Source organism: Nocardia rosealba (genome assembly GCF_020216065.1).
In the GTDB taxonomy this organism is placed as follows: Bacteria; Actinomycetota; Actinomycetes; order Mycobacteriales; family Mycobacteriaceae; genus Nocardia; species Nocardia rosealba.
The window spans coordinates 496441-518062 of the sequence record NZ_JAIWNA010000001.1; the positions used below are offsets into that span (position 1 = coordinate 496441).

A 21622-nucleotide genomic window follows, 5' to 3' on the forward strand; every position below is an offset into this window, starting at 1 on the left:
CCAACGGCAAGCTCGACCGCAAGGCGCTGCCGGAGCCCGAGGTCGAGAAGGCCGTGTTCCGCGCACCGGTGAGCCCGAGCGAACAGCTCGTGGCCGCCACCTTCGCCGAGGTCTTGCGCCTGGGTGACGACAAGCGGTTCGGTCTCGACGACGACTTCTTCGCCTGGGGCGGTAACTCGCTGCTGGCCACGCAGGTCGCCGCCCGCCTCGGCGAGTCCCTCGACACCCGCATCCCCGTGCGCCTGCTGTTCGAGGCGTCGACCGTGTCCGCGCTGGCGCACCGCATCGAGCAGCACGCCGAAACCGGTGACCGCAAGGCGCTGAAGGCCGGTCCGCGTCCGGAGCACATCCCGCTCTCGCTCGCCCAGCAGCGCATGTGGTTCCTCAACCGCTTCGACACCCAGTCGGCGGCCTACAACGTGCCCGTCGCGGTCCGCCTGTCCGGCGAGCTCGACGTGGCCGCGTTGCGCGCCGCGATCCTCGACCTGGTGAGCCGCCACGAGATCCTGCGTACCGTCTACCCCCAGACGGAAGCCGGTGCGGCACAGGTCATCCTGTCGCCCGCACAGGCGGCGCCGGAACTGCTCGAGCGCACCGTCGCCGCCGACGAGGTGGAGACGGCGGTCGGCGAACTGCTCGGCACCATCTTCGACGTCACCGTCGAGGTGCCGCTGCGCGTCGCCCTGTTCCATGTCGAGAACAGTGACGACTTCGTGCTGGCCATGGTCGTGCACCACATCTCCGGTGACGGTTCCTCGGTCGCCCCGCTGACCCGCGACCTGATGACGGCCTACGCCGCCCGCGCCGCCGGCTCCGAACCCGGTTGGTCGCCGCTGCCCGTGCAGTACGCGGACTACAGCATCTGGCAGCGCGAGCTGCTCGGCAACGAGGACGACCCGGACTCGATGGCCAGCAAGCAGGTGGCCTACTGGAAGCAGGCCCTCGCCGAGCTGCCCGACCAGCTCGACCTGCCGGCCGACCGGCCGCGTCCCGCCGTGCAGAGCTTCGCGGGCAGCAAGGTCGACGTGCGGATCAGCGCCGAGACCCACCGCGCGCTCGTCGAACTGGCCCGTGGGGAGGGCGCGACCCTGTTCATGGTCGTGCACACCGCCCTCGCGGTGCTGCTCGCGCGCCTGTCCGGCACCGACGACATCGCCATCGGTACCCCGATGGCGGGTCGTGGCGAGGCCGTGCTCGACGACATGATCGGCATGTTCGTCAACACCCTGGTATTCCGCACCAAGGTCGACAGCGGTGAGGCCTTCACCGACCTGCTGGCCCGCCAGCGCGAAGACGACATCGCCGCCTTCGCCAACGCCGACGTGCCGTTCGAGCGGCTCGTCGAGGTGCTCAACCCGGTGCGTTCCACCGCGCGGCACCCGCTGTTCCAGGTGGGTCTGTCGTTCCAGAACCTCAGCCGCGCCACCCTTGAACTGCCGGGTCTCACGGTCGCGGGCCTGGACATCGACAGCAACCTGTCGCAGTTCGACCTGCACCTCATCATCAGCGACGTCTACGACGAAACCGGTGAGCCCGAAGGCATTTCGGGTCTGCTCACCTACGCGACCGATCTGTTCGACCGTGCCACGGTCGAGGGATTCCTGCGCCGCTTCGAGCGCCTGCTCGAGGCGATCGTCGCCACGCCGCGTACCGCCGTCGGCGATATCGAACTGCTCGCCCCGGCCGAGCGCGCCGAACTGGTCGACGGCCGCAACAACACGGCCAACCCGGTCGACACCGAGGCCACCCTTGTCTCGCTGCTCGACGCGACCGTGGCCGCCGATCCGAAGGCGACCGCCCTGGTCACCGACGACGGCAACCAGCTCACCTACGCCGAACTCGACGCGAAGGTGAACCGCCTTGCCCGCCACCTGATCTCGCTCGGTGTCGGCCCGGAGGCGCGCGTGGCGCTCGCCATGCGCCGCTCGGTGGATCTGATCGTCGCGATGTACGCGGTGGCCAAGTCCGGTGGTGCGTACGTGCCGGTCGATCCCGATCAGGCGGCCGAGCGCACCGACTACATCCTCACCGCCGCGGCACCGGTCTGCGTGCTCACCAACGACGAGTTCAGCACCGATGCAGCACCGGTCGTGCGCATCGACGAACTCGCCCTGGACAGCCTCAGTGCCGCACCGGTTTCCGATGACGAGCGCACCGAGCCGCTGCGTCCGTCGAATACCGCGTACGTGATCTTCACGTCCGGTTCGACCGGCCGCCCGAAGGGTGTCGCGGTACCGCACGGCGCCATCGCCAACCAGCTGCAGTGGAAGCTGGTCGAATTCGGCATGGACGCCGCCGACGCGGTGCTGCTCAAGACCGCGGCCACCTTCGACCTCTCGGTCTGGGAGTTCTGGTCGGCGGCGGTGTGCGGTGGTCGCCTGGTGATCGCCGCGCCCGACGGGCATCGCGACCCGGCCTACCTCAACGAGCTGATGATCCGCGAGTGGGTCACCACGCTGCACGTGGTGCCGTCGATGCTCGATGCGCTGCTCGCCGCCGGCATGCCGGATTCGCTGTGGCGCGTGCTCGCCATCGGTGAGGCGCTGCCAGGTTCGCTGGCCCAGCGCTTCCGCACCGCGTTCCCGCGCACCGAGCTGTTCAACCTGTACGGCCCCACCGAGGCCGCGGTCTCGATCACCGCGCACCGGGTGAACGCGGCCGACCAGGGTTCGGTGTCCATCGGTTCGCCCGAATGGAACAGCCAGGTCTACGTGCTCGACGAGCGGCTGCGCCCGGTGCCCGACGGTGTCGCCGGCGAGCTGTACCTCGCGGGCGCCCAGCTGGCGCGCGGCTACTTCGGCCGCGCCGACCTCACCGCCGACCGCTTTGTCGCCAACCCGTTCGGTACCGGCACCCGCATGTACCGCACCGGCGACCTGGTGGCCTGGCACAACGGCGAACTCGACTACCGCGGCCGCACCGACTTCCAGGTGAAGATCCGCGGCTTCCGTATCGAGCTCGGCGAGATCGAGGCCGCGCTGCTCGCGCTGCCGGAGATCGGCCAGGCGGCAGTCATCGCCAAGTCCGACCCGCGTACGGGTGACCGGCTCGTCGCCTACCTCGTCGGAAAGGGTGGCGCGCAGGCGAATACGCCGAGCCGGGAGGCCGATTCGGTCGCTGTTCAGCCGGTGGATTCCGTCTCGGCGACCACCGGTGGCGCCGGGTCGTCGACGACGGCCACCACGGAAATCGATGTGGCGCAAGTGAAGTCGACGCTGGCTGCCGGCCTGCCGTCGTACATGGTGCCCGCCGCGTTCGTCGTGCTCGATGCCCTGCCGCTCAATGTGAACGGCAAGCTCGACCGCAAGGCGCTGCCGGAGCCGGAGTTCGAGGCACAGGCGTTCCGCGCACCGTCCACCCCGATCGAGGAGATCGTGGCGGGCGTGTTCGCCGACGTCCTCGGCGTCGAGCGCGTCGGCGCCGACGACGATTTCTTCGCTCTCGGTGGCAACTCGCTGCTGGCCACCCAGGTCGCGGCTCGCCTCGGCGCGGCCCTGGACAGCCGGGTGCCCGTGCGCCTGCTGTTCGAGGCGTCGACGGTGGCCGGGCTCGCGGTGAAGGTCGAGCAGGGTGCCGGTGCCGGTGGGCGTCGCGCGCTGGTCGCCGCACCACGACCGGATCAGGTGCCGCTGTCGTTGGCTCAGCAGCGCATGTGGTTCCTGAACCAGTTCGACACCAGTTCCTCGGTGAACAACATCCCGGTCGCGGTCCGCCTGTCGGGCGCGCTGGATGTCGAGGCACTGCAGCTGGCTGTCGCCGACGTGCTCGCCCGCCACGAAACCCTGCGCACGGTGTACCCGTCGGCCAACGGCACACCGCACCAGGTGATCCTGCCGGTCGAGGGCAATGTGCCCGATCTGACGCCGGAAGATGTTGTCCCTGACCAGGTTCGGGACAAGATCGCCGAACTGATCACCGCGGGCTTCGATGTGATCGACGAAGTTCCGTTGCGCGCCAAGCTGATGCGGGTCGTGTCGCCGGTCGGTACCGACGCGAGCACCGAGTACGTCCTGGTGTTCGTGGCCCACCACATCAGCGCCGACGGCTGGTCGATGGGCCCGCTGACCCGCGACGTGATGATCGCCTACGCCGCCCGCGCGGCAGGCGAGGCTCCGGGCTGGGCGTCGCTGGCGGTGCAGTACGCCGACTTCAGCATCTGGCAGCGCGAGGTGCTCGGCTCCGAAACCGACGAGAACAGCCTGCTCTCCCAGCAGGCCGCGTACTGGAAGCGCGCCCTGGCCGGTGTGCCCGACGAGCTGAACCTGCCGCTGGATCGGCCGCGTCCGAGTACGCAGTCCTTCGCCGGTGGCCGGGTGCTGTTCCCGATCGACGGTGACGTCCACGCCGGGCTCACCGCCATCGCCCGCGAGCAGAACGCGACGCTGTTCATGGTCGTGCACACCGCGCTCGCGATCTTCCTGGCGCGCCTGTCGGGCACCGAGGACATCGTCATCGGCACCCCGATCGCCGGTCGTGGCGAGGCCGAGCTCGACGACGTGATCGGTATGTTCGTCAACACCCTGGCCCTGCGCACGCAGGTCGGCGGCCAGCAGAGCTTCGGCGACCTGCTCGCCCAGGCCAAGGAGGCCGACCTGGCCGCCTTCGCCCACGCCGACATCCCGTTCGAGCGGCTGGTGGAACTGCTCAACCCCGAGCGCTCCACCGCGCGGCACCCGCTGTTCCAGGTGGCGCTGTCGTTCGAGAACCTGCCCGACGCCGGCTTCGAACTGCCCGGCCTTTCGGTCTCGGCGGTCGACTTCGACGTCGACACCGCCAAGTTCGACCTGCTGCTCACCGTCCGCGAGGCCGGAGCGGGCGACGAGGCCGGTGCTTATGCCGAGTTCTCCTACGCCAGTGATCTTTTCGATCAGTCGACGGTGGAGAAGTTCGCGCAGCGGTTCCGCCGACTGCTCGCCGAGGTCGTCGCCGACACCACCACGCCGGTGGGCGATCTGGAACTCCTCGACACCGTCGAGCGCACCGAACTGCTCACCCGCACAGGTGGTTCCGCGCTCGCCACGAGCACGCTGCCCGAGCTGCTGGCTCAGGCTGTGGCGGCCAACCCGACCGGTCAGGCGATCGTCGCCCCCGGCGAGTCGGTCGACACCGGCCTGATCCGCGCGCTCACCTCGGCACTGCGAGTAGATGCCGACACCAGTGCGGACGCAGGGTCCCCTGCGGATGCAGCCGCGCTCGACTCGCGCACGCCGTCGGTCGAGGCCGGAGCCGGAGCATCGGCTGCGGCAGGCGCCGGGTCGGCTGCGGCGGGTGATGTCCGCTCGCTGACCTACGCCGAGCTCGACGCCGCGTCCTCGCGTCTGGCCCGGGTCCTCATCGAGCGCGGCGCCGCACCGGAGACGGTCGTCGCCATCGCCATGCAGCGGTCGCTGGAAACCACCCTCGCCATCTGGGCGGTCGTCAAGTCGGGTGCGGCGTTCCTGCCGGTCGACCCGAAGTACCCGGCCGAGCGCATCGCGCACATGATGTCGGATTCGGGCGCCGCCCTCGGCATCACGGTCTCCGCTGAGGTCGAGCACCTGCCCGCACCCGCACTGGGTGACTGGCTGGTCCTCGACGACGCGGCACTGCACGCGGAGATCGCCGAGCAGCCGGGCGAGCTGATCACCGACGCGGACCGTCGCGGCGTCGTGCGCGCCGACAACACGGCGTACATGATCTACACCTCGGGTTCGACCGGCCTGCCCAAGGGCGTCGTCGTCACCCACACCGGTGTGGCCAACTTCGCCGCCGCCGAGGTGACACAGTTCGGGCTCGGCAAGGACGCGCGGACCCTCGCGTTCGCCTCGCCGTCGTTCGACGCGTCGATCCTCGAGTTCCTGCTGGCCGTCGGGTCGGCGGGCACCCTGGTGATCACGCCGGTCGGCGTGGTCGGCGGCGAGGAACTGGCCGAGATCATCGTCGGCCAGGGCCTGACCCACGTGTTCCTCACCCCGCTGGTCGCGGCGTCGATGGAACCGTCGGCACTGGCCGGGCTGGAAGCGCTGATCGTCGGTGGCGACAAGGCGCCGGTCGACCTGGTGGCGAACTGGCACAGCGCGGGCACCGACCCGGCGCACCACCGGTTCTACAACGCCTACGGCCCCACCGAGGCGACCATCGCGACCAACCTGTCCGACGCGCTGCTGCCCGGCGACACCATGAACATCGGTGGACCGATCCCCGGCGCGACCGTGCTGGTGCTCGACAGCCGCCTGCATCCGGTCCCCGAGGGTGTGCCCGGTGAGCTGTACCTGGGTGGCGTGCCGCTGGCACGCGGCTACCACGACCGCCTCGGCCTGACCGCCGAACGCTTCGTGGCCAACCCGTACGGTGAACCGGGCTCACGCCTGTACCGCACCGGTGACGTGGTCGCCTGGCGCACCGTCAACGGCAAGCCCGTCGTGGAATACGTGGGCCGCAACGACTTCCAGGTGAAGATCCGCGGCTTCCGCATCGAACTGGGCGAGATCGACGCCGTGCTCACCGCACATTCCGACGTCGATTTCGCGGCGACCATCGGCCGCACCACCGACGCGGGCGCGACCATCCTGGTGTCCTACGTGCGCGCGGTCCCCGGCCGTGCCGTGGAACCCGCCGCCCTGGTCGAGTTCGTGGCGCAGCAGCTGCCCGCGCACATGGTGCCCGCCTCGGTGATGGTGCTCGACGAGATCCCGCTGACCCCCGCGGGCAAGCTGGACCGTCGCGCCCTGCCCGAGCCGGTGCTCGCCCCGCGCGAGTTCCGCACGCCGACAAGCGATATCGAGGCGATCATCGCCGCCGTCTTCGCCGAGGTGCTCGGTGTCGACGCGGTGGGCCTCGACGATTCGTTCTTCGCCCTCGGCGGTGACTCGATTCTGTCCATCCAGCTGGTGTCGCGGGCCAAGGACCGTGGCGTGCTGTTCAAGCCGCGCGACGTGTTCGAGAAGCGCAGCGTGGCCGGGCTGGCCGAGATCGCGGTCCTCGCCGGCGACACCGAGCAGATCGTGCTCGAGGAACTGCCCGGCGGCGGTGTCGGCGACATCCCGATGCTGCCGATCATGCGCCAGATCCTCAGCAGTGGTTCCACCTACGACCGGTTCTCCCAGTCGATGGTGCTCCGCCTGCCCGAACGCATCACCGAGGACGTCCTGCACGCCACCATCGGCGCGGTCTTCGACCACCACGATGTGCTCCGCTCGCGGGTCGCGCGCGCGGAGCGAGCGGTGAGCCCGGAGGCGGTAGCGGAGCGTGACCACGCAGGGCTCTCGGGAGCGCAGCAGGGTGACAGCGAGAACGGTTGGGAGTTCGAGGCGTTGGCGCCCGGCGCGGTCGATGTGAGCGCCCTGGTGCGTCGCGTCGAGGTGTCCGGTGACGTCACCGACGAGGAGCTGTCCGTCCTGGCCAGCGCCGAGTACGACCAGGCCATGGGTCGCCTCGACCCGGCCGGTGCCGCCATGGTGCAGTTCGTGTGGTTCGCCTTCGGCGCACCGACACAGAGCCCGCGCCGTCGCGACGCCCTGCTCGTCGTCGGCCACCACTTCGTGATCGACGGTGTGTCCTGGCGCATCCTGATCCCGGACCTCGGCATGGCCTGGGGTCAGATCGCGGCCGGTCAGCCGGTGGCGCTGCCCGCCAACGGCACGTCCATGCGGCGCTGGGCGCACAGCCTGGTCGAGCAGGCCGCGGACCGTCGCACGGAACTGCCGTTCTGGCGTGAGGTGTCCTCGACCCCCGACCCGCTACTGGGTTCGCGTCCGTTCGACCCGAAGGTCGACACCTTCGCCACCGTCGACCGGGTGCAGGTCACGCTCTCGCCCGAGGTCACCGACGCGGTGCTCACCGCGATCCCCGGCCTGTACCACGGCGGTGTCAACGACGGTCTGCTCACCGCTCTGGCGTTGGCTGTGTCTCGTTGGCGCGGAGACGAATCCGGTACCGCGGCGTTGATCAAGCTGGAGGGCCACGGCCGCCAGGAAGAGATCGTCGCCGGTGCCGACCTGTCGCGCACCGTCGGCTGGTTCACCACCGCCTTCCCGGTGCGCCTCGACCTGGCGGGTGCCGACCTCGACGACGCCTTCGCCGGCGGCGCCGTGCTCGGCGACGTGATCAAGTCGGTCAAGGAGCAGATGCTCGCGGTGCCGGACAAGGGCATCGGCTACGGCATGCTCAAGTACCTCACCGAGCAGGGTGCCGATCTGCCGAGCGTCGGCCAGATCAGCTTCAACTACCTGGGCCGGGCGGGCACAGGCGAGATCGCCGCCGAACTCGCCGAACTCGGCTGGATCCCGGTGGCCGACCTCGGTCAGCTCGACGCCGAGATGGACCTCGATATGCCGGCCAACGCGACGCTGGACATCAACGCCATCGTCGACGACGGCGACGAGGGCCCGCAGCTCGGCGCGAACATCGCCTTCCCGACCGGACTGCTCTCCGCCGAGCGGGCACAGGAGTTCGCCGACCTGTTCGTGGCCGCGCTCACCGCGCTCGCCACACACGCGCAGCGCTCCGACGCGGGCGGTTTCACCCCGTCCGACATGCCGCTGGTACGCGTGGAACAGTCCGATCTCGATGTGTGGGAACGCGATTACCCCGCGCTGTCGGAGGTGTGGCCGCTCTCGCCGCTGCAGGCCGGCCTCATGTTCCACGCCATGATCAGCTCGGCGACCGTCGACGTGTACACCGTGCAGGCCGTACTCGACCTGACCGGCACCCTCGACGCCGAGCGGCTGCGCAAGGCCGCCCAGGGCGTGCTCGACCGCTACCCGAACCTGCGGACCGCCTTCGTCACCGACTCGGCCGGTCAGCCGGTGCAGGTGGTGCTGGGCGAACTCGAGGTGCCGTGGCGTGAGGTCGACCTGACCGAGCTGCCCGAGGACGTGCGCATGCCGCGCATGCAGCAGCTGCTCGCCGCCGACCGGGCCAACCAGTTCGACATGGCGACCGCGCCGCTGATCCGCTTCGGTCTGTTCAAGACCGCCGAGGACAAGGCGCACCTGTCGATCACGGTGCACCACATCCTGGTCGACGGCTGGTCGATGCCGCTGCTCATGCGCGATCTGCTCGTGCTCTACGCGGTGCACGGCGACCTCACCGCCCTGCCGCGCGTGGCGTCCTACCGCAACTTCCTGTCCTGGCTCTCGGGCTGGGATCGCGAAGTGTCGCTGCGGGCGTGGGCCGACGCGTTGGCCGGGGTGGAAGGACCCACCCAGCTGGCGCCGCCGCCGCGCACCGAGGAGCGCTTCGAGATCGACAAGGTCGTCGTCGAGATCGACAACGATCGCACCCGGGCGCTCGGCAAGTTCGCCGGCGAGCTCGGTGTCACCGTGAACACGCTGCTGCAGACCGCGTGGGGCATCGTCGTCGGGCGCCTCACCGGCCGCGACGACGTGGTGTTCGGTGCGACCGTCTCCGGTCGTCCGGCCGAGCTGCCCGGTGTGGAGTCGATGGTCGGCCTGTTCATCAACACCCTGCCGGTGCGCATCCAGATCGACGACCGGATGACGGCGGAGAAGCTCACCCAGAAGGTGCAGTCCGAGCAGGCCGAACTGCTCAGCCACCACTTCGTCGGTCTGTCCGACATCCAGCGGGTGGCCGGTGCCGGTTCGCAGTTCGACACGCTGCTGGTGTTCGAGTCCTACCCGATGGACAAGGACGCCGTCACCGCGGCGAGCTCGATCGATGGCATGCAGGTCACCGGTGTCGGCCTCGACGACGCCACCCACTACCCGCTCACGCTGGTGGTGATGGCCGAGTCGACCATCGAGATCACCATGCGCTACCTGCGCAGCACCTTCACCGAGGACGAGATCCGCACCCTGTCCGCCCGGTTGCTGCGGGTGCTCGACGAACTGCTCGAGAACCCGACCGGCCTGGTCGGTGACATCGACATCCTCGATGCCACCGAACGCGCCAAGCTGCTCGCCGAATCCGGTGTGACAGCGGCTGGTTCGGCGCCCGCTTCGGTGACCGGTGTCGGTGCGCAGACGGTGGCCAAGGTGCTCGCCGAGGTCGTGGAAGCCGACCCGCAGGCACCCGCCCTGCTGCGCGGCGACAGCGAAATCGCCTACAGCGCACTGGATCGCAAGTCCTCGCAGCTGGCCCGCGTGCTCATCGCGCGCGGCGCCGGTCCGGGGGATGTGGTCGCCGTGTCGCTGCCGCGCAGTGTGGATTCGGTGCTCGCCGCCTGGGCGGTGCAGAAGGCCGGTGCCGCGGTGCTGTTCGCGGGCGACCTGACCGGAGTCGAACTGGCCGCCGCCGGTGCGGCGTTCGGCATCAGCGCGGCCCCGGTCGCCGGGGTGGCAGGTGAATGGTTGGTCCTGGCCGACGTGGAGGACGAGATCGCCGCAGCCGCAGCGCATCCCGTCTCCTACGCCGACCGCATCCGCCCCCTGGCCGAGGACCACCCGGCCTTCGTCCAGGTCGCCGGCGACACCACAGGGGTGCTCACCCAGTCCGAAGCCGTCGCCCTGGCCGAACGCTTGCGCGACGAACACGGCATCGACTACGAGTGCACCACTTTCACCACCCACGCCTCCGGCCCCGCCGCCATCCAGGAATTCCTGGTCGCGGCCACCGCAGGCGCCCTGTCGGTCCTCCCCGCCGGCTCGGTCGAAGACGACCTGGCCGACGGCGAGGTCACCCACTGGTTCGTGGTGGCAGGCGAGGCGACCGACGCCGCCGACGGCGAAGTGTCGGTCATCGTCGCCGAGTAGGTGACGACCGTTCGCCCAGCGGGATCACACCCACTGGGCGAACGGCGCAAACCTGCCGGATGCTGCTTGCAGCGTCTAGACTCGAATCGGCCGATGCGGGCGGCGCGCGGTGCATTCGACGAGGTCGGAGGTGTTTATATGGCGATGCCTGTGCCGCGCTCCGATCATTGGACCGCCGCTGATCTCGATCAGTTGCCCGATGACGGTTTGCGATATGAGGTGCTGAATGGTCAGCTCGTCGTGAATGCCGCCCCGAAGCCTATGCATCAGTGGTTGATCAAGCGGCTCACGCAGGTGTTCGACGCGGTTGTTCCCGATGACCGGTTGGTGCTGGACGGCGTCGGCGTGCTCATCGGTGACGACGAGCCGATTCCCGATCTGATGGTGGTCACGGGTCCGATCGATTGGCACGGTCGTGGTGTACCGGTCGGGCAGGTCGAACTCGCCGTCGAAGTGGTGTCGAAGTCGACGACATTGCAGGATCGGATGGTGAAGCCGGTGTTGTACGCACAGGCAGGCATCCCCACGTACTGGCGTTTCGAGATCGACCCGTTCAAGAGTCGCCTCGCCGACGAACGGTTGCCGGTGCTGTTCGCGTATTCGCTCGGCGCCGATGGCGAATACACACTGACCCACCGCGCATCCGCGGGTGCCCCGGTGACAGTGCGAGTGCCCTTCGAGGTCACCTTCGACCCTGGTGCATTGCTGCCGCACTAGCCAGCGCGGTTGCTTCGCCTGGTCGAAGCTTGATTCCTGCCACCCATACATGGGGTGGCCGTCTCGAGTGACGTGTCGAAGAACGGATGAAATGGTTCTGTTAGACGCCGACAGCGACCGTATGAGCGGTCGCGTGTGGGGGATGCTGCCGGTCTCGGTGCGCTGCACTCACCGAGTGATCCGCGGTTGCATGTGCTGCGGTTGACGCCGTGGCGGGTCCAGGCCATTCGAACCGTGGACCTGCGCAGCAGGATTTGGAAGCCGACCGAAACCGCTGTCACCCAGTGAATTCAGTGGTCCACCCCGGCGATCCTCGGGGGGTCCGGGTGGTCAGCGACGGAGCAAGCCGGCGAGTCCTTCGAGTAGCAGATTCAAGCCGAAAGTGAAATCAGCGGTCCCCGAATGCTCTCCGTCGATGACCAGCGAGGCGAGGGTGTGCATGTGTGGATGGGTATCGGTGGGGATGAGCGGAAGGAATTCTTCTGCGGACGAGGCGTATTCGGAGGGGTCGAGCGGGAAATTGATGGCTTGGAGCGTGAAGCCGTAGATGTGGCTGTCGAGAGCGTTCCAGGCGCGGTCGGCTTGTTCGTAGGTGAAGCCGGCGGCGATCAGGCAAGCAAGGGTCGCCTCGACATAACGCAGCATCGCGGGGCCGACATTCACCCGGGAGCCCAGCAGGCCGGTGGCCCATCGGTGCCGGAGCAGGACCTCGTGGGCCGAAATCGCGCGGCGGCGTAGTTCTTCCTGCCAGTCACCGCCCGCTTCGGGCACGTAGATCTCCTCGACCACCAGGTCGATGAGCCCGTCGAGGATGTCTTCCTTGTGGGCGACATGGTTGTACAGCGACATGGCTTCGACGCCGAGAGCCTTGGCCAGCTTGCGCATCGACAGCGCGTCGAGTCTCTCCGCATCGGCCAGGGCGATCGCCGCCCGCAGGATCCGTTCCCTGCTCAGCGGGGTACGTGGCGGCATGTTTTCCTCCTTGACCTACTTACGGCGTAAGCGTAGCGTCTGAGGTCAGCGACTTACGCTGTAAGTGCGAAGGAGGGGCCGCTCATGACCGATGTGGATACCGACCGGATGACGGCATGGGTGGCACCGCGCTACGGCGGTAGTGAGGTTTTGTGCACGGAGATCGTGCCCAGGCCGGTGCCCGGCGAGGGGGAGGCGGTTGTCCGGGTGCAGGCGGCGTCGCTGTGCAGCGGCGACTTGCATTTGCTCAGTGGTACACCATATTTGATCCGGCTCGGGTTCGGCTTTCGTAGACCGAAGTATCGGATGATCGGCCAGAATCTCGCCGGCGAGGTAGTCGCAATCGGTTCCGGGGTTACTGAATTCCAGGTAGGGGATCGGGTTTTCGGTGAAGTGCCCGGTGGTGCGTTCGCCGAATACGTCCGCGCCGCTGCCCCCGCGTTCGCCCTGGTACCCGACGGCCTGGATATGGAAACAGCGGCCGCGATCCCGGATTCGGGCATGACCGCGCTCCAGGGATTACGCGATATCGGCAAGATCGCACCGGGACACCGGGTGCTCGTCAACGGCGCATCCGGCGGTGTAGGAACTTTCGCGGTGCAGATAGCGAAAGCGATCGGCGCCCACGTGACCGCCGTCTGCAGCACCCGCCACATCGAGATGGTCCGCGAAATCGGTGCGGACACCGTCATCGACTACACCACAACCGATTTCGCCGCCTACGGCGAGGTCTACGACATCATCTTCGACCTCGCGGGCAACCGGAAACTCCGCGACTGCCGCCGCACCCTCACCCCGGAAGGTGTCTTCATCTCCTCGGCAGGCGCACCGGGCGGAAACTGGTTCGGCCCGATCCGCTGGCTGGGCTCGGTCCTCATCGCCAACCTCTTCACCCGCCAAACCCTCGTACCGCTCCTGATGCGACCCGCTGCCGCCGACTTGGCCTACCTGGCCGAGCTGGTCGCCCAAGGGCAGGTGCGACCGGTGATCCAACGGAGTTTCGCTCTGTCCGACACACCGTTGGCGATCCAGGCCTTGCAAGCGGGGCACGCCTCGGGCAAAACCGTCCTCACCGTGCCCTAGTCCGCGCGGAAGAGAGCGGCGAGGTCGACGGTGTGCGCCATTGCCGCGGCACCGGCATCGTTGAGGTGCATTCCGTCACCGCTGTCGAATTCGGGGCGGATGAAGTCGGGGCGCGCGGGGTCGGCCACCGCACGGTCCACATCGAAGACGGAGTCGAAAATGTCTGTCCGGCGCAGCCATTCGTTGACCGCGTGACGGGTGGGCTGTGTCTCCACGAGTGGCATGCCGGGGTAGATGCACCCGGCGTAGGGGCCGATAGTCGCGACGTGGATCCGTAGGCCCGCCGCATGGGCGCGGTCAGCGAGCTCGGTGAAACCGGCGATCAGTTCATCGGCGGTCGCCGAGGGTTGCCCCGCCATCCCACCGAGAATCAGGTCGTTGATGCCGAAGTTCACCAGAACATCACTGACACCGGGAACCTCGATGGCATCGGAACCGAAACGCGCGATACCGGATTCACCGATCTCCTCGGCAGTGAGCCGGTTACCCGCGATGCCGTTGTTGACCACCCATCCTCGGGTGAGCCGACTGTTGAGAACATCGACGGAGCGACGATTGGCGCTCGGAGTGGTGCCGACGCCTTCGAACCAGGAATCGCCGAACGCCACCGCGATCGGCGGCGGAGAGGCGTCGAGAACGTCCACTCCGGTGACGAAGAACCGGAACGGGACTTCCTGCGCGTCGGCGAGTTCCACGTCGGCGGTCCGGTCGCCGGTGACGAGATAGGAGACCTCGCCCGGCTGGTGGGCAAAGGTCGCCGACCCCGTCGATTCAGGCAGATACAGGCTGAGCAGCAGGTCTTGACCAGCGGCAACCGGCAGGTCCACCGGATCACTCACGAGCTCCGCACCCGGCTCGATGATCGCGCGCGGATCACCACCGAACCGAATCTCGTGATCGGCATCGGACACGATCGCCGAACCGGCTTTACGCACCGCCACGCGAGCGGCACCGATGAGCAGCGGGGTCACTCCGTAGCGGTTGGTCAGCCGCACGCGGACAGCCGTGCCGCCGCCTGCCATGTGGAGGACGTGGCGCACCGTCTCGTCCTCGAACCCGCGTGATTCGGCGAGCTTGATCTGCTCATCGGGGCTGATGACACCGTTCCGGAACCCGGCGACCCAGTTGTTCTGCATGACGACTCCGATATTTGCTGTGCGGAAGATTGCGTACGCATAGGTCTACGCGGAGATATTCCTCATGTCAACTATCCTCACGGCAAGTACAGGCTAGAGTGGCACACATGAGCGAACTGTTCGACGACCCCCGGCTGACCATCTCCGGCCTGCTCTTCGAAGCGCACAGCGGACTCATCGCGAAGCTCGAACCCACCTGGAACGCCCATGGCCTGTCCGGCCTCGACCTCAACGCGCTACTCCGCCTGAGCCGATCCCCCAACCGCCGCCTACGCATGTCCGACCTGGCAGCCCAAACCGAACTCTCCACCAGCGGAGTCACCCGCCTGGTCGACCGCCTGACCAAGTCCGACCTCGTCGAACGCCAACTAGACCCCACCGACCGCCGCATCGCCTACGCATCCCTCACCCCCACCGGCCTCCACCGCCTCGAAGAAGTCCTCCCCGACTACCTCTCAGCCCTCGACACCTGGCTCATCGACGTACTCACCCCCACCCAACTAGACGCCCTGACCACCACCCTCCGCATCCTCCGAGACGCAACCAACCCGTCAGCAACCGCCATCGGGGAGTGATATCTCGCCGAACGTGCGGGGCGTCGGCGATGAATGATCAGACGGCATTTCGAACCGGGCCGCAGAGGTCATCTCGAGCGCCTTGGCGAGGTGGCGGCACCGCGATGGCCCGTGTGCCGCCACCACCTTTGAAATTGTGACAGTGAAAGTGCGGGATACTCGCCCGGCGCGCAACCGCGGTCTATTGTCAGCTCCGAATTCGAGACATCGGACGGCACTGCTTCGGCAGGTTCGTAGGGACGGCGCTCATCCTTGTGCTGCGAGGAGCGGGTCGACGCGCCCCGCTTCGACGTACGCCAGTCGTTTGCTCCCCGGGTTCGGCCCCACGAGCTTATGGAAACCTTCGCCGATCATGCCGCCCGATCTCCCGTCACCGAAAGGTGCTGGGTGTGGAATATGTAATACACATTCACTTGGGTGGTGGATGGCGATGTCAGTGTTACGCAAAATTGCGGGTTGTGGGAGGTGCGACCTGACTAATTACCTCGAGGACGCTGGGCAGCCATCTACTCCCGCAGGATGGGCAATTCTCGACAAATTTATGCCTTCGGTAGCGTTCTTGCGATTCTCCTGACGAGCTGCTATCCAGAACGGGAACGGTGTCGAATCTGACAATAAGAAAATCTGTTCCGCAGACCGAGCATTTCGTGGTCAATTCCTGACCGACGATCGCTCCCTCGAAGTCCTTTGGGGTACTTGATCCCTCGGCGACCTTGCGGTCGACTTCCTTCAGGTTTGTCCCGTCGCTCCAATGTAATAATAGGGGGATCGTTGAACTGGAGTACAGGACTGCGTCAATCCGCCGTAGCGTTCTCGATTCCGAGATCTCCTCGTCGAGATCGATGCCGACTTTGGCGGCCTGGTTGTACTTGGTCCTATCTGGTGGGTTGCTCCACGGATAGTAGTAGTCCATCGCTAGAGATCCAAGGTTCAACCGCTTCGTCTGCTCCATTACTGCACCTTCACAACTTTGACCATATGTTCGATAAGGACTTCGGCTTCGCCGGCGCCTGGCAATGTTTGAGGTATCAAGATGTTCGAGGGTACTCGCGCCATATATATGGTGTCGCCAAACCGTTTCGCTACGTCCACGTCTGTTGTAAAAGACATGAGACTTCGCGGTCCCGAGGCACCGGCCAGCTCGCTACCGAATGATCCATGTGCCTGCACGTAGTTGTCAAGGCTGCCCCAAGCTTCGATAGAGCGTTCATGGGCGCGCATCGATGCTTGGATTGCGTCATCGATGGAGCCTGTCTGGCCGAATGCCTCTCTGGCGGCATCGCTCATCAGGTACCCTGTATCATCGAAAATCCATTGTTCCAGGGAGAAATCCGTTGCCCGATAGACGGGTATCATTTCAGGCTTCAGGCCCAGTGGATCGGCCCACATCAGCGGATTGTGCGGATAGGTGTTCGGATTCTGGGAAGCCAGCAGCCCGAGCGGATCGGGAGTTAGGTATCGGCCAATGTTCGGATCGTAGAACCTGTTAAAATTGTAGTGGAGGCCAGTCTCGATATCCAGGTATTGACCGAGGTATCGGAGAGGTGTGGTCCGCGATCCGTTGGTCTGTGAACTACCCCAGAGTGATGAATCAACTTCACCTTCGACAGCTACACTGTGTACATCTACAAGTATCGTTGGTGAACCATCGGGCTTTGGGACAATGGCGGCAATGCGGTTGACTACACCGTCAATGTTATCGATCTGTGTCAGTGGTATCGGTGTACGGGGTAGGTAGTGCCACGTGGAGCTGGTCGTGTCCGATTCGGCCACGATCAGTTGCGACTGGTCCCAAAAAAACGAGCATTTGAGAGTTGCGGTAGAGCTCTCTGCTATTAGGAACTTCGCGGTCCGGCGCCCGAATGCGTCGTAGGTGTATTGCCACCATTCACCTTCTGGTGTGTACACGTCGGTCAACTGGTCGAAGGCGTTGTAGCGGTAGTGCCAGACGGCCGGTTTTCGGGAGATTCGGGTGGTTACTTTGCGGATGAGGCGGCCGGCGGGGTCGTAGTAGTAGTGGTTGCGGCCGTCTTGGACGAGGAGGTTGTTGTGGTATTCGCGGCGTTCCATTCGCTGGGGGGCGGCTGGTTCGGCGGGGGCGGGGGAAGGGGTGGGGAGGCTGGCGGTGATGTTGGAGAGGGGGTCGTATTCGTAGGCTTCGGTGAGGGTGTTGTTGCGGGTTATGGTGTTGACTCGGCCGATGGGGTCGAGGGTGTAGGTGGCGTGGGTGGGGGTGGTGTCGGGGCGGGTGGTGGTGTGGTGGGTGAGATAGCCGTCGGGGCGGTAGGTGTAGTCGTCGCGGCGGATGGTGAAGGGGGCGGGGCGGTTTGTGGTCGAGGGGCCGAAGTCGCCGAGGTCGAGGGTGAATTCTTCGGTGGGGAAGCCGGTGACTTGTTGGGTGGCGATGTTGCCGGTGGGGGTGAAGGTTCGGTCGATTTGGACTTCGCCCACGCGCCAGCCGGTGAGGCGGCCTGCGGGGTCGTGGTTGAACGAGATTTCGGTGTCGTCGGCGTGGAGGGCGGTGACCTGGCCGAGGGCGTTGTGGCGCCAGGTGGTGACGGAGCCGGTGGGAGTGGTGCGGCGGATGCGGCGGCCGCGGTGGTCGTAGTCGTTGACCAGCGGTGGTTGGTCGTCGAGTTGTTGAGTGGCGACCTGACCGGTCGGGGTGTAGGTGAATCGCAGTGTGTGGGTGACGGTTTCGTCGGTGCCGTTGACGGCGGTGAGGACGCGGCCCGCGGGGTCGTGGGTGTAGGAGAGGAATTCGCCGGTGTCGGCGGTGATGGACGTCAGATTGCCGAGGATGTCGTAGCGGTGGTGGCGGGTGATCCCGGTGGCGGGCGTGACCGTCGCGACGCGGCCCGTGATGGTGTGGGTGTATGTGGTGGTGGCGCCGGTGTAGTCGGTTTCGGCGATCAGCCTGCCCGCGAGGTCGTATTCGTAGGTCCAGCGTTGGCCGAGCGGGTTGATGACGGCGATGAGCTGGCGTTCGGTGTTGTAGAGGTAGCGGGTGGTCGAGCCGTCGGGGTCGGTGCGGGTGGAGACTTTGTCGAAGCCGCCGTAGGTGTAGCGAGTGACGCCGCCGTTGCGGTCGGTGTGGGTGAGGAGATTGTTCTCGCCGTCGTAGGTCCAGGTTTCGGCGAAGCCGTCGGGGTCGATCCGCCGGGCGGGGCGGCCTGAGGGCGTCCACTCGTAGTGGGTCGTCTGGCCCAGTGGGTTGGTGACCTCGACGGGACGGCCGAAGGGATCGCGGCGGATTTCAGTAGTCGCGCCGTAGGGATCGGTAATGGTGACCGGCAGACCTGCCGCGTCGACGTCGATACGGGTGACGGCACCGTCCGGGTCGCGTACTTCACTGACCGCCCCGCAGGGATGGTGTTTGTATTCGGTGCGGGCACCGGCGGCATCGATGATGGCGACGAGGTTGCCTGCTTTGTCCCACTCTCGATGCACGGTTGTGCCGTCTGGCTGGGAGATGGCGGTGGGACGGTTGGCATAGGCGTACTCGACGGTGATATCGGTGCCGTCCGGGCGGATGATCTTTGCTACGTCACCGTCAGAGGTGTATTCGTAGCGGGTGATCGCACCGTCGGGTTCAGTGACCTTCAGCGGTTTTCGGGCGGTGTTGTAGTCGATATGACGACGGCCGCCGTCGGCAGCGCGGAAGTCGCGCAGGCGTAGGTCGTTGTCGAATCCGTAGCCGGTGACGCCGCCACGTGAGTCGGTGAGGCGGGTGAGACGACCCGTGCCGTCGCCGAGTTCGAGGTATTCGTAATCCGCGTTGAACACACCGTCGGCGCCGCGCTGGGTGATGACGCGGCCTGCGTCGTCGTAGGTGTTGACCACCCAGCTGCCGTTGGAATCCGTCCACGACAGCATCCGGTGGTGTTCGTCGTAGGCGAAGCGGGTGATTCCACCGACCCCGTTGACCTCCGAGGTCAATTCGCCGTTCTCGTAGCCGAATTCACGCACCGGCACAACGGTGTCAGCTACTTCGTCTGCCACAGAGATTGTGGTGACGCGACCGTTGTCGGTACCAAGAAGAACTCGGTAGCCACCGGAATGGGTGACCTCTACCGGATCGCCATTTCTGTTGTAGTGGAACCTGATTCGGTTCTGGTGGCGGTCAGTTATCGCAGAGATCGCGAAATTGCCGAGAAGAGTATCGATACCGCCGAGCACGGGTTCGGGTGCGAAGTGCCACACCAACTCGCGGTCGGGGTCCCATAGACGGTATCCACCCGTCTCGGTGCGAGTGAGTTTCCAGCGCTGACCACCGGTGATCGGCTCGACACCGACACCGAACTCGGCATGTGGATAAGGCAGAAGCATGCCGTCGTCGAAAACGACCGTGACGCAATCGTCTTCGACGACGACACGCATGTCCAACGTCGCCGACCAGGAAGGGCCGAACCAGCGGCCGAACCGGTAGTTGGAATGGTGGGCGCGTTTCAGCACCAACCGAAGGACGCCGGGCAGATCGAGATCGGTAAGCGGAAGGAGGAATTCGCCGGTGGCCAAGTTGACCGGATCGCCGCCTTCGGAGGTCTGGTCGCGCGTGCTGTTACTGGCGGGACCGCCGTCGCCTGCCTCTTCGCCGACACTGGGTTTGCCGTCCCCACCGGTGTCCACCTCGGAACGAACGTGCGGATCACCATTGTTGTTCGAGCTGTCTTGGCCATCCGGTTCGGTGCTGGGTGACGGGTCGCCGTCATGGACGGTAGCGGGATCGTCGGCCTCGGGGGAGGGTGCGCCCTCCTGCTTGGGAGGGGTGTTGTCATTTCCGTCCGGCGTGGTGTCGTCGCCGTTCTGGGACGATTCGTCCGTATCCGGCTTCGGTTGACCAGCAGGCGGCTCGTCAGCGTTGTTCGGGTTCGGTGCCGGTTCGTTGGGCGCATTGTTGTCCGGTGACGCCGAGGCCGGGGGTTCCGGCTTCCCGTTCTCGGGACCGTTGTTGTCGGGTGTGGAATCGCCGGTGAGTGTCGATGGGCTGTCAGCGGAGTTCGTGCCGTCGCCAGGTTGCCCAGCGGGGTTCGTCACAGCCGGTTCGCCCGATTGCCCGTCGGGGTTGGTGGGGGCCGGATCGCCTGCTTGTGCGGCGGGGTTGGTCGGCGGCGCGTCGGGAGACGTGCCCGCAGGGTTCGGTGCGGGGGCTTCGGGCGTGGCAGGAGGATTGGCAGCCGATGAATCACCGGCAGTGCCTGCAGGATTCGTCGGCGCGGACGGACTTTCCGCCGGGTTGGCGACCGACTGAGCAGGTGCGGATGGCGCCTCGGGTGCGTTTCGCCCGCCTGCCCCGGCGGCGTTGTCGAGGACATTGCGTGCGGTGTTGCCCGCGTCAGCCACATCGGTGACCCGGTTCACGGTGCTGGCAGTCAGCTTCGCGGCGCCGCCGGCGCCACCCGTCGCGAGGGTCGTCAGGGCATCGCCGGTGAGGGCTCCCAACGCCTCGGTCGGATTCGCCTTGAACCCGGCGAGCATCGCGGAGGCAGTCGCTTTCGGGTCTGCGGCCGCGAGGATCATCCCCGTGCTCATGTCCGACATCTTCGACATGTACTCGGCGGGGTGCGTCGCGTTGTACAGATCCAACGGATTGATCGACCGCACGAATTGCACCAGGCCGGTCAGCGAGGTCAGCAGCCCGGTCGTGATATTTGCCTGAGCGTGCTCCATCATCGCGCCGAGGTCTTCGAAATTGCTTCCCCAACGAGACAGGAAGGGCGGCTCTTCCGGCGCGGTCTCCGTGGCGGCGGTAATCGCCGTGACGGCGGTGTTCGCCGCATTATCCCGTTGTGTACGAGCGCTGTTGAGAATGGAACGTGCCTCGTCGCGCATCGCGGTCCACGTATCGGTCAGGCTCTTGTCCTTGCGATCCTCGTCGGACTTGGCGTTCCACTCGTTTTTGCGGTCGCGTTCCTCGTTGTCGGCGGCTTGCCATTTCGCGATCGCCTCGGCGGCCTTGGTCTGCGCGGCCTCGACCTCGTGCACCCAGGCATCCAGGGCGCCCTTGGCCTTGCCCATCGCATCCGCGCCGTCCCACCACAGCTTCGGCTGCTTGGCGAATTCCTCGTGGAATGCCGTGGACGCGTCACCGGTCCAGTCGGAGACATCGATCTTTCGGAGTGCGTCACCGGTTTGGTCTATCGCCGTACCGATCTGACCGAGTTGTTCGGCAACCTCTCGGATCTTGGCAGGCTCACCGCGGATCAGCTCTTTTGGATCGGTGGTTTCGCCGAGCTCCTTTTCCGGCACCGCGCCACCGGTGGCGTCGACGATCTTGTCGCCCGCGTCGTCGAGCCACTGCGACAACCCGTCCGCACCAACCGCTTTCGCCGCGCCCGACCACGTGTCCAACGCAGAGTTGTAGGCCTGACCGACCTTTTCGGTGGCGGACTCGAGACCCTCTTCGATGGAGTCACCGAGATCATTGATGAAATCGCCGATACCCATA

The 21622-nt window shown here is 66.4% G+C and carries 8 protein-coding genes (1 of these 8 cut by a window edge); 4 read left to right on the plus strand and 4 right to left on the minus strand.

Features of this window, described 5'->3' with window-relative positions; all coding sequences use genetic code 11:
• Nucleotides 1-10691: the final stretch of a non-ribosomal peptide synthase/polyketide synthase gene (locus LDL21_RS02155; protein ID WP_225278609.1), read on the plus strand. The gene continues 33505 nt to the left of window position 1, outside the view; the window shows 10691 of its 44196 coding nt (coding positions 33506-44196); its start codon lies beyond the left edge, outside the window; its stop codon occupies nt 10689-10691.
• A 138-nt stretch (nt 10692-10829) separates the two neighbouring features.
• Entirely contained in the window at nt 10830-11408 is a 579-nt protein-coding gene (locus LDL21_RS02160; RefSeq protein ID WP_225278610.1) for a Uma2 family endonuclease, read from the plus strand.
• Between the two features lie 330 nt (nt 11409-11738).
• Here the strand turns inward: LDL21_RS02160 and LDL21_RS02165 are convergent, their stop codons facing one another.
• Nucleotides 11739-12380: a TetR/AcrR family transcriptional regulator C-terminal domain-containing protein gene (locus LDL21_RS02165; RefSeq protein ID WP_225278611.1), complete on the minus strand. Its 642-nt coding sequence runs from the start codon at nt 12378-12380 to the stop codon at nt 11739-11741.
• 84 nt (nt 12381-12464) lie between these two features.
• On the opposite strand from LDL21_RS02165, the gene LDL21_RS02170 reads away from it, so the two are divergent.
• Nucleotides 12465-13463, plus strand: coding sequence for an NAD(P)-dependent alcohol dehydrogenase (locus tag LDL21_RS02170; protein WP_225278612.1), 999 nt, complete (start codon nt 12465-12467; stop codon nt 13461-13463).
• Here LDL21_RS02170 and LDL21_RS02175 read toward each other — a convergent pair.
• Nucleotides 13460-14599, minus strand: coding sequence for a GDSL-type esterase/lipase family protein (locus LDL21_RS02175; protein WP_225278613.1), 1140 nt, complete (start codon nt 14597-14599; stop codon nt 13460-13462). The two genes, LDL21_RS02170 and LDL21_RS02175, sit on opposite strands and share 4 nt — an antisense overlap.
• 107 nt (nt 14600-14706) lie before the next feature.
• Here LDL21_RS02175 and LDL21_RS02180 point away from each other — a divergent pair, with 107 nt between their 5' ends.
• Nucleotides 14707-15174: a MarR family winged helix-turn-helix transcriptional regulator gene (locus LDL21_RS02180; protein ID WP_225278614.1), complete on the plus strand. Its 468-nt coding sequence runs from the start codon at nt 14707-14709 to the stop codon at nt 15172-15174.
• Between the two features lie 439 nt (nt 15175-15613).
• Here LDL21_RS02180 and LDL21_RS02185 read toward each other — a convergent pair whose 3' ends face one another.
• Both LDL21_RS02185 and LDL21_RS02190 read right to left on the minus strand, forming a co-directional pair.
• Nucleotides 15614-16126, minus strand: coding sequence for a hypothetical protein (locus LDL21_RS02185; RefSeq protein WP_225278615.1), 513 nt, complete (start codon nt 16124-16126; stop codon nt 15614-15616).
• Nucleotides 16126-21621 carry a putative T7SS-secreted protein gene (locus LDL21_RS02190; RefSeq protein WP_372462127.1) on the minus strand — a complete coding sequence of 1832 codons (5496 nt, stop codon included), beginning with the start codon at nt 21619-21621 and terminating at the stop codon, nt 16126-16128. The genes LDL21_RS02185 and LDL21_RS02190 overlap by 1 nt, the downstream gene beginning before the upstream one ends.
• Nucleotide 21622 lies beyond the last annotated feature (1 nt).